This window comes from Staphylococcus sp. 11511212 (assembly GCF_011394755.1).
In the GTDB taxonomy this organism is placed as follows: domain Bacteria; phylum Bacillota; class Bacilli; order Staphylococcales; family Staphylococcaceae; genus Staphylococcus; species Staphylococcus chromogenes.
This window is the reverse complement of the sequence record NZ_JAANBQ010000003.1, coordinates 718,629-732,209: the sequence shown is the minus strand read 5'-3', so window position 1 is coordinate 732,209 and position 13,581 is coordinate 718,629. Positions and strand designations below refer to the sequence as shown.

Sequence of the window (13,581 nt, the reverse complement as noted above, 5' to 3'; positions counted from 1 at the left end):
ATTTGGTTAAAATTGCCATTTTTGCTTCTGGCTCAGGCACTAATTTCGATAATATTATGCAAAAAATCAGCACAGGTCTCCTTAGTCATGTAGAAGTTATCGGCCTTTTTACAGATCAACCTCAAGCGGCCTGTGTGGAACGCGCGCACAAACACAATGTGAAAGTTTATGCCTATGACCCTAAAACTTATACTTCCAAAAAAGAGTATGAATCAGTCATTTATCAAACGCTGAAACAAAATGGGGTGAAATGGATTGTTTTAGCGGGTTATATGCGGTTAATAGGAGAAACGTTATTAAATGCTTATGAAGGCCATATTTTAAATATTCATCCTTCACTGCTACCTAAATATAAAGGAAAGCATGCGATAGAACAGGCGTTAAACAACAGGGAACAGACAACAGGGACAACGGTACATTATGTAGATGCAGGTATGGACACAGGGGAAATCATCGCTCAGCGGGAATGTCCGATTTATCCAAACGATCAAATTTCAGACCTTGAACAACGTATTAAAACTTTAGAATATGAATTATATCCAGAAGTCATTCAAAAGATTATTCGATAAGGAGATTTCTAAATGAAAAAAGCAATTTTAAGTGTGTCAGATAAAACAGGAATTGAAGATTTTGCGGAAGGTCTTGTTGCCCAAGGGTTTGCATTATTTTCGACGGGGGGAACATTACGTGCGATAGAATCTGCAGGAATACCTGTGGCTTCCGTTTCAGATTTAACACATTTTGATGAAATCATGGATGGGCGTGTCAAAACACTGCATCCTGCAGTTCATGGAGGCATTTTAGCTGATCGTGATAAAGAAGAACATTTAGCGCAATTAAAAGCTCAAGATATCGAATTAATTGATATGGTGGTTGTGAATTTATATCCTTTTCAAAAAACAGTAGAAAACCCGGATGTGACTGAAGCTGATGCGATAGAAAATATCGACATTGGGGGCCCTACAATGTTAAGAGCTGCTGCGAAAAACTTTAAACATGTGACAACCGTGGTTCATAGTGAAGACTATGAGGAAGTCCTTCGTCGTCTGAAAACAGATACATTAGACGAGGCGTTTCGTAAATCACTGATGCTCAAAGTATTTAAACATACGGCAGATTATGATAAGGCGATTGTGAATCATTTTAGCCAAAATAAAGAGCAATTACGCTACGGTGAAAATCCACAACAAAGTGCATATTTTGTGCGTACTTCTCATCATCCGAGTACATTAGCCGGGGCGATTCAACATCATGGAAAACCTCTAAGCTATAACAACATTAAAGATGCAGATGCAGCACTCACACTTGTGAAACGGTTTGAAACGCCAGCTGCTGTTGCAGTAAAGCATATGAATCCATGTGGTGTTGGAATAGGTCAAAATATCGAGAGTGCATTTGAACATGCGTTCCAAGCGGATAGCACTTCTATTTTCGGAGGAATTGTTGCACTCAATCGTCCAGTCACAAAATCTTTAGCAGAACAATTGCATCAAATCTTTTTAGAAGTTGTTATTGCACCGTCATTTGATAAAGAAGCACTGGAGATTCTTTCGCAAAAGAAAAATATTCGCTTATTGGAAATTCAAACAGATGCGACACAAGATGAACAAGAATTTGTATCAGTTTCTGGTGGATATTTAGTACAAGACAAAGATAATCAAATCACGCCTCAATCAGAAATGACCATCGTCACTGAGCAGGCGCCAACTTCAAAACAATGGGAAGCACTATTGCTAGGATGGGAAGTCGCTAAAGCAGTGAAAAGTAATGCGATTGTACTTGCAAATGATCACCAAACCGTCGGCGTTGGCGCAGGGCAAATGAATCGTGTCGGAGCAGCAGAAATAGCGATACGTCATGCGATTGAAATGAATGAGAATGTCGTTTTAGCTTCAGACGGCTTTTTCCCGATGGATGACACTGTTGAATTGGCAGCAAAAGCGGGAATAAAGGCTATCATTCAACCAGGGGGATCTATTAAAGACCAAGCATCGATTGACATGGCCAATCGTCATGGAATTGCTATGGTTATGACAGGAGTCCGTCATTTTAAACATTAATGGAGGCTATAAAAATGAAAATATTAGTTATCGGTAGTGGTGGGCGAGAACATGCCATTGTACAAAAAGTAAGCCAGTCACCGCATGTAACGCATATCGATGTTATTCCTGGGAACGATGCAATGGCAGAATTGGCAACGATCCATCCGACTATAGTAGAATCAGACCAAAAAAACATTGTTGAATTTGCACGGCAAGGTCAAATCGATTGGGTAATCATTGGGCCTGAACAACCATTAATCGATGGATTAGCTGATCGTTTAACAGAGGCCGGCATAGATGTGTTTGGGCCTAAACAAGCTGCTGCACAAATAGAAGGCTCAAAATCATTTGCAAAACACCTTATGGAAAAATACCAAATTCCAACGGCTACTTATCGTGAAATTGAGACGAAAACAGAAGCACTTGAATATGTTGAAACTTGTGAACTTCCAGTGGTTTTAAAAAAAGATGGATTGGCAGCAGGTAAAGGAGTTATCATTGCGAAAACACGTCAAGAAGCCCGAGAGGCTGTAGATACCCTCTATCCACAAGAGCGTGAAAAAGTTGTTTTTGAAGCCTTTTTAGAAGGTGAAGAATTTTCAGTGATGACGTTTGTCAATGGGAATTATGCGGTCCCTTTTGAAACCATTGCACAAGACCATAAGCGTGCGTTCGATAATGATCAAGGACCTAATACAGGAGGAATGGGGGCCTATTGCCCCGTACCTCATATCAGTCAAGAGGTTCTGAAACAGGTCAATGACCGCATTGCGCAACCTATCGCACAGGCCATGGAAAATGAAGGCTATCCTTATTTTGGTATTTTATATATTGGTGCCATTTTAACAGAAGAGGGACCAAAAGTGATAGAGTTTAATGCACGTTTAGGCGATCCAGAAGCACAAGTGTTGCTCCGACGTTTAGAAAGCGACTTTATGGAACATATATTAGAATTAAAAGCTAAGCAACCGATTTCTCAAAAATGGAAATCTGAAGCGGTTGTAGGTGTTATGATGGCTTCTAAAGGTTATCCTGGCACATATCAAAAAGGATATGAGGTTACAGGATTTGAAGATGCGTTAGAGCATTATATTGTGAGTGGATTAAAACGTGATGGCGGTGTGTTTAAAACGAGTGGGGGTCGCGTGATATTAGCGCTTGGTGAGGGTACATCTATTAAAGAAGCACAACAAGCTGCTTACCAGCGTATTTCTAAAATAAACAGTGAAGGTTTGTTTTACCGTAAAGATATTGCGGATAAAGCATTGTTATAATTGAGATCCTCTTAAAAATCGATAAAATCTAGGACATCTGTATAGAAGTGTCCTAGATTTTTTGGGTTAGTTTACTTTTTTATACAAGGCTTCTTAAAAAGTTTTCCCACTTTGAGTTTGAACTTTATAGTGAGTAAATCAGTCTTTCATTGCCTTTTCTATATAAAAACCGGCTCTGTGTCCAATGGAATGGTCACATTAAATTAAGGAATTATGCAATATTGGATTGCCAAACGCCTTTTTTCGTTATGGGAGTATAAAGACTTAAACATATATTGCTATTTTGATACCACTTAACTCCATACACCAGAGTCAGTAAAATAGTTTTTATAACTTAGAGTTGTGATTAAATATAGCGAATTTGATTGGTTCCTAGCCGAGACTTCTGAGATATCTAGCCGAAACCGAAAATCCATTTTTAGATTTTTCACTTACTGCAATAAAATTAGTGGCAGTAGCTGACTGGATTACGTATGCGCTTTTCAAGCTTTACGCAACTTACACTATGGACCACTTATTCACGCATGTTCATAGGTGTACTGAAGACGTAACTCATTACATTTCTAACGTCTTCATGCACCGGCAGGCATTACTACGAAATCAGATAGATTTCTGTAATGCTCCAAGAAAAACGAGGCTTTATGGAACAATCAAATTAATGAAATTAATTATACACCAGTCTGATATGTTATAGACCAAAAAAACACGGGTTGGGGCGACCCCAACCCGTTTAACGGGAAATTTCCTTTGCAGATGGAAAGTTAGGAAAGGAAATGGTGTGCCTTTTCACATCATCGAGATCGTGAAAACGCAGCATGTTTATCGTACGTCTAAAATACCTGTAATTGGTATAAATTGACTTAATAAGAAAGCGAAGGTGACTATAACAATCACACATCCAATAAGCCCTAAATCACGAAAACTAAAAGATGTTTTATAGTAATAAGTACGAGGCCCATCACGAAACCCTTTCATTTCCATGGCGACGGACAACCGATGCGCCTTACGCATGTTTTGGCTCAGTAACGGGATAAGTAAATGGAAAATACGTCGTATCCCACGATAATGTTGTTTTTGAATGATTTGATATCTCATTTTCAAAGCGTTTCGAAGTTGAAAAAAAGACTCAATAATCATAGGTAACATACGAAACGCAGCCATAAAGGCGTAGGCTATTTTAGGTTTTACACGCAAGTGCTGCATAAAACTATAAAATACGGTAATAACTTGGGAAGAAAAGGCAATGGACAGTCCGAAAAAGCTGACTACAAGCGTTCTTAAAGAAAGGTGTAGACCACGAACGAGACTTTCCACTGTAATATGCACAAACCCAAATTTGAACAATTCGTGTTGGCCTGACCCGTAAAAAATCATAAATAATGATGAGCTTAGCGCAAATAGTAACGTAAACGCTACAAATCCCATCAAAATGTGTAATTTAGCGCCGCTCATGAATAACATAAATATAAACATAAGCGCGACAAGATAGAGCATCACATCAAAATTGTGTATAAAAATGACCATGAAAAATAAGGCAATACCGATAAATAACTTTGTAATAATATTTACATCATCCATAAAAGTATGACGTGTCTTCCATGATTCAATCATTGCACATTCCCACTTTCATACATTTTCTCATGGTCTATAATAAAATGTTTAGAAGGATAGCGCGCAATGATTTCAGGGTCATGGGTAATCATAATAATTGCTTGACCTTTTTGAATACGTTCTTGAAATAAGTCAATAAGCTTAAACGTATTATGACTGTCTAACCCAAAAGTAGGTTCATCCAATAAGATGATATCTGCAGAAGTACTCAAAGCTACTGCAACGCTTAAACGACGTTTTTGTCCCATTGATAGTTCGAATGGATGCTGGTCTTTGACATGCGTTAAATCTAAATGCGCTAAAATATCTTCTACTTCCTTTTGGGCGTTGACTTGATCAAAGTGTGTAAAATTAATTAATATTTCGTCATACACAGAATTTTGAAGGAATTGAAGTTCTGGATTTTGATAAACAAGAAACAGATGAGAGGCGGCAAATTTAAGTTTACGCACGGGTGTATGATTAAAGGTGACCGTTCCTTTATAAGGAATGAGTTGCATTAAACTCTCAAAAAAAGTCGTTTTTCCTGTTCCATTTTTTCCAGTAATAATCGCCCAATCCCCAGCTTGAATTTTAAAATTTTCTACTGTGTACAATGTCCTTTTCCCTCGTTGAATGACGCCTTCATGGAAATGTAATTCGAAAGCGGGGGAAGTTGTATCTGTTAATAGTGGTTTGGGCGCATGATTCCAAGCTTTTGGATGCCACACACCATATTCACTTAAGATGTCTTCGTAGTGCTCTAAAATATCATTTGGCGCGCCTTCTTGAATGATTTGCCCATGTTGATTCATTAAAATGACACGATCGACGTAATCCCAAATGTGTTCTACTTTATGTTCGACAATCAATACGGTTTGATCTTTCCAAAGTGTACGTAAGAGTTGCCAAAGATTTTCTGTTGCTTCAGTATCGAGCATTGCTGTAGGTTCATCTAAAAAGAGCGTGTCAGTTTGTTGAAGCAATGTTCCAGCAATCGCGAGTTTTTGTTTCATGCCTCCACTGAGTTGATGAATAGCTTGCTTTGGATTAATATCAAGACCAACTGCTTCTAGTGCTGCTTGGATTTTCGCATTCATTTCTTTTCGTGGTATTTGTAAGTTTTCAAGAATAAATGCTAATTCTTCATTTACTTGTGGCATACAAAACTGTGCATCAGGATCTTGGAAAATAACGCCCGCATTTTGTGAAATGGTTAATGAATCGTATTTCATAGGTAAATCAATTAAGTGGGGAACAATTCCACTTAAAACATTTAATAGTGTACTTTTACCAGAACCAGAAGGGCCTAGTAAAAGTACTTTTTCTTTATCTTTAATTTCGATATCGAGTCCATCAAAAATTTTATGTGGCGCACTCGGGTATTTTAATCGTAAATTTGTTGCTTTTAACACCTGGCATACTCCTTATAACGTGTCATAATCCTCTTTTGATGCAGGACGAAATAATTTCGTAACTCCGGTTTTGTCTAGTGCTTTTACAAGAAAATAAGGGAACACACCTGCAAGTATCGCACCACTAATTAAACGGAAAACAATGAGTAAAATTAAATTCCATGTCGCTACTTCATTCAAATAACCATAATACCAATCTACTGGAAAGCTAATGAGCGCAGCTGCCATACCTGCAAGTAGACTTACCATAAATGTACGAGATTTGTATTTGAAAATCGCAAACACAATTTCACAAGCTAAACCTTGAAGAATGGCATATATAATAGTAGGAATATCAAATCGACCCATGACAATGGTTTCTCCAGCACCCGCTGCAAACTCAGCAATTAAAGCAATCCCCATTTTCGGAATGATTAAATAAGCGACAACGGCTGCAGCAAACCACATGCCGTACATCAGTTGATCAATATGCAATCCGATAGGTTGAACCGTATAATATGCAATCCACCAAATGTTATAAATGACTGCAAAAATGACCGCAATAAGTACAGTAACCAAAATATCAGATAAAGTTAACCCTTGCTTCTTACGCATAAATATCCTCCTCAATAAAAAACACAGCACCTGAACTAGGTACTGTGTGAAAGTGTATTTGAAACTACAAATCATTATTGAGAACGGAAGAAGACATACGTCATCTGTTGAATTTGAGTTGTCATCACACTTTCCTACGCTAGTATCATCTAGTTCAGGTTCAAAGGGTTTGAGGTGAATACCTCATCTCAGTTTTCACACCCCTAGTGCGTTTCTATTTAATTAATAACGTTAATATACACCTGACTTGTGCGAATGTCAATGTTATGAAACGGGTAATATTCATTGAAAAAAAGTCCAGTTTTAAATTTTTAACATGTGATTCAAACAATATATAATCACTATAATGCAAATCAAAAAAGAGACGGGCTTATTCGCTCGTCTCTTAATATTGAGATACTTTAATAATTAGTCAAAAGTACTTTGAATATCGTCTTTCGTTTTTTCAACGCCATCTTTTGTGTCGTCTTTTTTATCTTTTAATTCTTGTTCTTTGTCTTTAGCATTTTCTGCTGCTTTTTTAATATCTTCTTTAGACATGATACATCGCTCCTTTAATGTATTCTTCTAAAAACATTCCCGTATTTAAAAATAATAAACATGAGAAGAAAGGGTACAAACATATGTAACTTTTGGTATAATACAGGAATGTAAAATTCGTACTAAAAAAGTATGTTTTAAATTGCTACAAAAAGATAATATATTTAAATACATTGAAAGTGGTATGTTCATAATTGATTTATAAAAAATACGTGATTTTGCTAAAATCTCGCGCAATAAATGTTTCTCCATCTAAAGAATGAGATTTCTTTTTTATAAAGACATGAACTGCGTCTTCGTATATAATAATTGTGAGGTGAAGCGGATGTCTTTGTTTAATAAATACACCGAGGTGATTTATAGTTATATCATCGGTGCAGTTTCTATTTTACTAAGTATTATTATCTTTCTTAATATCCCATTGATTCACCAATTTAATGAACATAAAAAGCCTGCAATTAACATCGATAATTTGTGGGACTTTATTATGGCATTTTTCAATGAAATTATTCGCGTGATGAGTAATTATATTGGTGAAATCCCTTTAGTAAGTGGCATAATCATTTTACTTTTCGGTATTTTTATGATTTTTATAGGGAGAACTTTAACGAATACAACACGTTTCGACTATGATATTTCAATTTTATTTTTACTTATTGGGATTATTTATTTTGTTTTAACCCTTATTTTTATGTCACAAGTTTACGGTTTTGCGGCATTTGTGTTTGTCATTCCTTTTTTAATACATATAGGATATATTGCCTATAAAGATGAACTCAATCCTTTTAATCGCAAAAAACACTATTTATGGATTATTGTGAGCTATGGCGTGTGTTATATTTTGGGACAACTCGCGCTTTACGGACGCATTGAAGAGCGACAAGTGGCCCCAATTGATGTATTAAGTATCAATACATTCTTTGTTATTTTATGGTTGTTAGGTCAAATGGCCATTTGGAATTTCCTATTTTTACGCCGAGCTTTACCGATGACTGAGGAAGAAATTACTGGGGAAGAAAACCCGTATTCTCGAAGTAAAAAATATAGTTTTACAGGCCAATCGCAATATCACTTTAAAGATTTTCAGGCACGTACAAATGAATTAACACAAGATTTTTCTCATCGAACACGACGCAGTATCGATATTGAAAAGTTGAGACACAAACGTGAGACAATAAAAGAAAAATGGTTTGGTTGGGCAAAATTAGAAGAAGATGATATCCCTTCATTTTTACATCGACCAAAATGGTTAAAACGCGAATATGTAAGCATTGCTTGTGGCGTCATTTTATTTTTCTTTATATTGGTAGAGTTTAAAAACCGTAACAGTTTATTTATGTCTGGAGATTGGCAACTTTCACAAACACAATACGTGTATGAATGGATTAGCTTATTCTTATTATTAGTGATTGTGACCATTTTTATTTGGACATCCGTGACGAATATGTTAAAAGGGCGTCATTATTACTTGAAATTATTTATGATTAGTATTTTATTCTTCAAGTTAATGACTGAGTATATTGTCATTTTGGTGCATGGATTAATGTTATCCATTTTTATTACACCCATCCTTGTACTGATGTTAATACCGGCAATTGTCGCATTCGTATTTCAGTTGCGACAACCCTCACCGGAAAAAATGGAAGAACAAGGAGAATTTAGACAATAATAGGTAAATAAAGAGAGTGATAGTAAATGAAAGCTACATTTGCTATCGCTCTCTTTTTGAAATATGAAAGAAAGTTTAGTTTTTCGTGTTACACTATAATAAATGAAAATAGAGAGGCTGAAATGATGAAAACAGCAATTTTAAATAAAGGTAAAGAAGCAAAGTATTTCAATCAATATCCTTTAATTGATGAACAAGATTTATTTAAAAGTGATCGTTTAAAAGAGGGAGACTTATTTCATTTAAAGTCATCTACAGATATTTATATCGCAACCTGTTATGTCGGCGGTCAACATAAAGGGTTGGGATGGGTTTTGTCCTACGATGAAAAAGAAGCTATAGATCAGTCATTTTTTGAAGAAAAATTCAAAGAAGCTTATGAAATAAGAAAATATTATGAGGAACGTGAAGGTACAAATGCTTTTCGTCTCTTTAACGGTGAAGGAGATGGCATTGGCGGTTTAACCATCGACAACTATAATGGGCATCTTTTAATTCAGTGGTATTCTGAAGGTATTTATCAGCTTAGAACTGCAGTTATTGAAGCGATGAAAACGGTCTTTTCTTATACTTCGATTTATGAAAAAACACGTTTTAAAAATGATGCTATTCAAAGTGGTTGGGTAACAGGGGAAGAACCCCAATTTCCAATTATTGTGGAAGAAAATTTTACATTTTACAATGTACACTTAAATGATGGCCCCATGACAGGCATATTTCTCGATCAAAAAGAAGTGCGTAAAAAACTAAGAGACTATTATAGCGAAGGAAGACAAGTGTTAAATTTGTTTAGTTATACAGGGGCATTTTCTGTCATAGCGGCGACGCAAGGAGCCATCACTACAAGTGTAGACTTGGCCAATCGTTCTCGACAACTTACCGAAGAAAATTTTGGTATTAATGGCATAAATCCCGATTCACAACATATCTATGTGATGGATACGTTTAATTTTTATAAATATGCCCTTCGCCATGGGCTTTCATATGACACTATTGTGATTGATCCGCCAAGTTTTGCACGTAATAAAAAGAAGACTTTTTCAGTATTAAAAGATTATGATCAACTCATTGAACAAGCTTTACAAATTTTAAATCCGAATGGAACGTTAATCTTAAGTACTAATCATAGTATGTATACGTTGAATGCATTTAAAAATACGATTAAAAAGACGTTGGCTTCTGCAGGCGTCCACTACGAAATTGATGAAGTCATGGGATTGCCTAAAGATTTTAAAACGAATAAGCACTACAAGCCCTCTAAATATTTGAAAGTAGTCTTCGTGACAATTAAGCATGAGAGGGATAAATAGGGGGTATATATTGTTACGACATACTTGAAAGGTGGCAATAATCATGGGAATTAAAAATAAAATCACACAAAAGGTTGAAAATAAATTTTTAAATATAGAAGATATCCAAGTTAAAGACGTGTTACCTAAAACAGAGGTAGACATTCAAAAACGTCGTGAGCATGCTGAAGCATTGATTAAAAAGAAAGCTTTACTATCTTCCGGTGCAACAGTCATTCCTATTCCAGGATTTGATTTTGGTGTTGATATGAAACTCATGCGCGACATCATTGAAGATGTTAATAAAATTTATGGTTTAGATCATAAGCAAGTGAATAAAATGACGGATGATATGAAAAACCGAGTGAAAATGGCAGCAGCGCTTCAAGGGAGTCAATTCATCGGTAAAAAAGTATCAAAAGGAATTTTAAAAGTCGTGATACGTGATGTTGCGAAGCGTACGGCAGCAAAGCAAACACGCTGGTTTCCACTTGTTGGTCAAGCAGTATCAGCCTCTATCAGTTATTATTTTATGATGAAAGTCGGCAAAGAACATATTCAAAAATGTGAAAATGTTGTAAAGGGACTTTTGTAAACTGACGAAAAATTGTTAAAAAACTTTCGAAAACCTATTGTGTCCACTGTTTTCGAATTGAAAATAAATGTACTTTTTGGTAATGTAATGCTAAGTAGCTAATTTACAAATAAATTTATGCTAATGTATTAATGGAATAGAAGGAGTAAGATAAAAGATGGAACAACAATCATACGTAATTATTGACGAAACAGGTATTCACGCACGCCCAGCGACAATGTTAGTTCAAACAGCTTCAAAATTTGATTCTGATATTCAATTAGAGTACAACGCTAAAAAAGTTAACTTAAAATCAATTATGGGTGTTATGAGTTTAGGTGTAGGTAAAGACGCAGAGATTACAATTTACGCAGATGGTAGCGATGAAAAAGAAGCAATTCAAGCTATTTCTGAAGTCTTATCAAAAGAAGGATTAACAAAATAATGTCTGATATTATTAAAGGAATTGCAGCATCTGATGGTGTTGCCATTGCCAAAGCCTATATGCTCATTGAACCAGATTTGAGTTTTAATGAAACAACAACAAACGATACTGAAGCAGAAGTGCTTAAATTTAATGAAGCATTAAAAAATTCAAAGATTGAATTAACAAAAATAAGAAATAATGCTGAAGAGCAACTTGGTCCAGATAAAGCGGCCATTTTTGATGCACATCTACTCGTTTTAGATGACCCAGAGTTGATTCAGCCTATTGAAAGTAAAATTCGTGATGAAAAAGCAAGTGCACCTCATGCGCTTACAGAAGTGACTCAAAATTTCATTACAATTTTTGAATCTATGGATAATGAATACATGAAAGAACGTGCGGCTGATATTCGTGACGTTTCTAAACGTGTGTTAGCGCATATCTTAGGTGTAGAGTTACCAAATCCAAGTATTATTGATGAAAGTGTTGTCATTATTGGTCACGATTTAACACCTTCAGATACGGCACAATTGAATAAACAATATGTGCAAGGGTTTGTAACAAACATTGGTGGTCGTACTTCTCATTCTGCGATTATGAGTCGTTCGCTTGAAATTCCAGCAGTTGTTGGAACAAAAGCGATTACATCTCAAGTCAAACAAGGTGATATGATTATTGTTGATGGTTTAACAGGTGATGTTATCATCGATCCGAGTGAGGATGAAGTTAAAGCATACCAACATAAGCGTCAATCTTTCTTTGCTGATCGTGAAGAATTGAAAAAACTTCGTGATGAGCCATCAAAAACTGCAGATGGTCAACATGTTGAACTTGCTGCAAATATCGGCACACCTAACGATTTAGAAGGTGTTAAAGATAACGGTGCTGAAGGTATCGGTTTATACCGAACTGAGTTCTTGTATATGGGGCGTGACACTATGCCTTCAGAAGAAGAACAATTCGAAGCCTATAAAAAGGTACTTGAAGAAATGAAAGATAAGCGTGTCGTTGTCCGTACATTAGACATCGGTGGCGATAAAGAATTACCTTATCTAAACTTACCGAAAGAAATGAATCCATTTTTAGGTTATCGTGCCATTCGTCTCTGTTTAGATCAAACTGAGATTTTCCGTCCGCAGTTACGTGCTCTGTTACGTGCTTCAACTTACGGAAAACTCAATATCATGTTCCCGATGGTCGCAACAGTCCAAGAATTTCGTGATGCCAAAGCATTATTATTAGAGGAAAAGGCGAACCTTGAAAGTGAAGGCGTTAAAGTGAGCGATGATATCGAACTCGGTATCATGGTGGAAATTCCATCTACAGCAGCGCTTGCAGATGTCTTTGCTAAAGAAGTCGATTTCTTTAGTATTGGTACAAATGACTTGATTCAATACACTATGGCGGCTGACCGTATGTCAGAACGCGTGTCTTATTTATACCAACCATACAACCCAGCGATTTTACGTCTTGTGAAACAAGTGATTGAAGCTTCTCATAAAGAAGGTAAATGGACAGGAATGTGTGGCGAAATGGCAGGAGATGAAACGGCAATCCCGCTATTATTAGGTTTAGGATTAGACGAGTTTTCAATGAGCGCGACCTCAATTTTAAAAGCACGTCGTCAAATTAAAAATTTAAGTCAAACTGAAATGCAACATCTCGCAGACAAAGCAATCCAATGTTCAACTGTAGATGAAGTTGTAGAATTAGTTCGCGCATACACATCTAAAGCATAATTGAATAAAAATGCACCAAAAGGCTGAGACAAAATCGTCTCAGCCTTTTGTGGTATAAGAGGGTGATGCCAAGCATGCGGCTTATTTATAAATCCTAAAGCTAGAATTATTAATTATCGTAATTTACAACCCTAACTTTTGATTCAAACGGTCTAGGTCAACTTGATACATAGGTTCATCATCAAGAAGAATAAATGGGGTAGCAAATGCGTCATGGTCGATCATTTGTTGACGATATGTCCCATTTTTAATATTCCGTTCTTCGTAAGGAATTTGCTTTTCGGTCAAATAATTTTTAATAAACGTACAAGGTGGGCAATCATTTTGAGTATAAATAATAATTTGGGTCATAAAGAATCCTTCTTTCTACTTACTTCTTCTACTAAATTATCTTAGCATCTTTTCATTGTCAAAATAAATATAAGAAT

13 protein-coding genes and 1 riboswitch are annotated in these 13,581 nt (G+C 36.0%); of the genes, 8 read left to right on the top strand and 5 right to left on the bottom strand.

The genetic code is table 11. The features are described from left to right. Positions 1 to 2 precede the first annotated feature (2 nt). From purN to purD, 3 genes are read left to right on the top strand one after another with little or no spacing between them, the layout of a single operon-like run. A complete protein-coding gene (gene purN / locus G8Y84_RS04945) occupies positions 3 to 569 on the top strand; it encodes a phosphoribosylglycinamide formyltransferase (RefSeq protein ID WP_037571836.1) in 567 nt (188 codons plus the stop codon). A 12-nt stretch (positions 570 to 581) separates the two neighbouring features. Further along, positions 582 to 2,060: a bifunctional phosphoribosylaminoimidazolecarboxamide formyltransferase/IMP cyclohydrolase gene (gene purH, locus G8Y84_RS04940; RefSeq protein ID WP_107363606.1), complete on the top strand. Its 1,479-nt coding sequence runs from the start codon at positions 582 to 584 to the stop codon at positions 2,058 to 2,060. Between the two features lie 14 nt (positions 2,061 to 2,074). Next, the gene (gene purD / locus G8Y84_RS04935) at positions 2,075 to 3,316 is read left to right on the top strand and encodes a phosphoribosylamine--glycine ligase (protein ID WP_165806156.1); all 1,242 of its coding nucleotides are present in this window, start codon (positions 2,075 to 2,077) and stop codon (positions 3,314 to 3,316) included. Positions 3,317 to 4,135: 819 nt separating this feature from the next. Here the strand turns inward: purD and G8Y84_RS04930 are convergent. From G8Y84_RS04930 to graF, 4 genes are all read right to left on the bottom strand, one after another. After that, entirely contained in the window at positions 4,136 to 4,927 is a 792-nt protein-coding gene (locus G8Y84_RS04930; RefSeq protein ID WP_037571827.1) for an energy-coupling factor transporter transmembrane component T family protein, read from the bottom strand. Then, positions 4,924 to 6,321, bottom strand: coding sequence for an ATP-binding cassette domain-containing protein (locus G8Y84_RS04925; RefSeq protein WP_165806155.1), 1,398 nt, complete (start codon positions 6,319 to 6,321; stop codon positions 4,924 to 4,926). The genes G8Y84_RS04930 and G8Y84_RS04925 overlap by 4 nt, the downstream gene beginning before the upstream one ends. 12 nt (positions 6,322 to 6,333) lie before the next feature. Then, positions 6,334 to 6,915 carry an ECF transporter S component gene (locus tag G8Y84_RS04920; RefSeq protein WP_037571822.1) on the bottom strand — a complete coding sequence of 194 codons (582 nt, stop codon included), beginning with the start codon at positions 6,913 to 6,915 and terminating at the stop codon, positions 6,334 to 6,336. A gap of 114 nt (positions 6,916 to 7,029) precedes the next feature. Then, positions 7,030 to 7,130: riboswitch (TPP riboswitch) on the bottom strand. A 193-nt stretch (positions 7,131 to 7,323) separates the two neighbouring features. Continuing rightward, positions 7,324 to 7,455 (bottom strand): glycopeptide resistance-associated protein GraF, encoded by a 132-nt coding sequence (gene graF / locus G8Y84_RS11285; protein WP_194434871.1) that lies wholly within the window; start codon positions 7,453 to 7,455, stop codon positions 7,324 to 7,326. 325 nt (positions 7,456 to 7,780) lie between these two features. On the opposite strand from graF, the gene auxA reads away from it, so the two are divergent. From auxA to ptsP, 5 genes are all read left to right on the top strand, one after another. Further along, on the top strand, positions 7,781 to 9,124 hold the full coding sequence (gene auxA / locus G8Y84_RS04915) for a lipoteichoic acid stability factor AuxA (protein ID WP_037571820.1): 1,344 nt from the start codon (positions 7,781 to 7,783) through the stop codon (positions 9,122 to 9,124). 125 nt (positions 9,125 to 9,249) lie between these two features. Then, positions 9,250 to 10,434: a class I SAM-dependent rRNA methyltransferase gene (locus tag G8Y84_RS04910; RefSeq protein WP_105996765.1), complete on the top strand. Its 1,185-nt coding sequence runs from the start codon at positions 9,250 to 9,252 to the stop codon at positions 10,432 to 10,434. A 43-nt stretch (positions 10,435 to 10,477) separates the two neighbouring features. Further along, positions 10,478 to 11,008: a hypothetical protein gene (locus G8Y84_RS04905; protein WP_037571815.1), complete on the top strand. Its 531-nt coding sequence runs from the start codon at positions 10,478 to 10,480 to the stop codon at positions 11,006 to 11,008. Positions 11,009 to 11,165: 157 nt separating this feature from the next. Continuing rightward, on the top strand, positions 11,166 to 11,432 hold the full coding sequence (locus G8Y84_RS04900) for a phosphocarrier protein HPr (protein WP_037566021.1): 267 nt from the start codon (positions 11,166 to 11,168) through the stop codon (positions 11,430 to 11,432). Continuing rightward, positions 11,432 to 13,153: a phosphoenolpyruvate--protein phosphotransferase gene (ptsP, locus tag G8Y84_RS04895; protein WP_037571813.1), complete on the top strand. Its 1,722-nt coding sequence runs from the start codon at positions 11,432 to 11,434 to the stop codon at positions 13,151 to 13,153. Before G8Y84_RS04900 ends, ptsP begins: the two co-directional genes overlap by 1 nt. Before the next feature lie 123 nt (positions 13,154 to 13,276). Here ptsP and G8Y84_RS04890 read toward each other — a convergent pair whose 3' ends face one another. Further along, a complete protein-coding gene (locus G8Y84_RS04890) occupies positions 13,277 to 13,504 on the bottom strand; it encodes a glutaredoxin family protein (RefSeq protein WP_037571811.1) in 228 nt (75 codons plus the stop codon). Between the last annotated feature and the right edge of the window lie 77 nt (positions 13,505 to 13,581).

Bases quoted from the DNA above. Each gene is read 5' to 3' on its own strand.
- purH (WP_107363606.1), top strand. From the start codon at position 582: ATGAAAAAAGCAATTTTAAGTGTGTCAGATAAAACAGGAATTGAAGAT.
- purD (WP_165806156.1), top strand. From the start codon at position 2,075: ATGAAAATATTAGTTATCGGTAGTGGTGGGCGAGAACATGCCATTGTA.
- G8Y84_RS04930 (WP_037571827.1), bottom strand. From the start codon at position 4,927: ATGATTGAATCATGGAAGACACGTCATACTTTTATGGATGATGTAAAT.
- G8Y84_RS04920 (WP_037571822.1), bottom strand. From the start codon at position 6,915: ATGCGTAAGAAGCAAGGGTTAACTTTATCTGATATTTTGGTTACTGTA.
- graF (WP_194434871.1), bottom strand. From the start codon at position 7,455: ATGTCTAAAGAAGATATTAAAAAAGCAGCAGAAAATGCTAAAGACAAA.
- auxA (WP_037571820.1), top strand. From the start codon at position 7,781: ATGTCTTTGTTTAATAAATACACCGAGGTGATTTATAGTTATATCATC.
- G8Y84_RS04910 (WP_105996765.1), top strand. From the start codon at position 9,250: ATGAAAACAGCAATTTTAAATAAAGGTAAAGAAGCAAAGTATTTCAAT.
- G8Y84_RS04905 (WP_037571815.1), top strand. From the start codon at position 10,478: ATGGGAATTAAAAATAAAATCACACAAAAGGTTGAAAATAAATTTTTA.
- G8Y84_RS04900 (WP_037566021.1), top strand. From the start codon at position 11,166: ATGGAACAACAATCATACGTAATTATTGACGAAACAGGTATTCACGCA.
- ptsP (WP_037571813.1), top strand. From the start codon at position 11,432: ATGTCTGATATTATTAAAGGAATTGCAGCATCTGATGGTGTTGCCATT.
- G8Y84_RS04890 (WP_037571811.1), bottom strand. From the start codon at position 13,504: ATGACCCAAATTATTATTTATACTCAAAATGATTGCCCACCTTGTACG.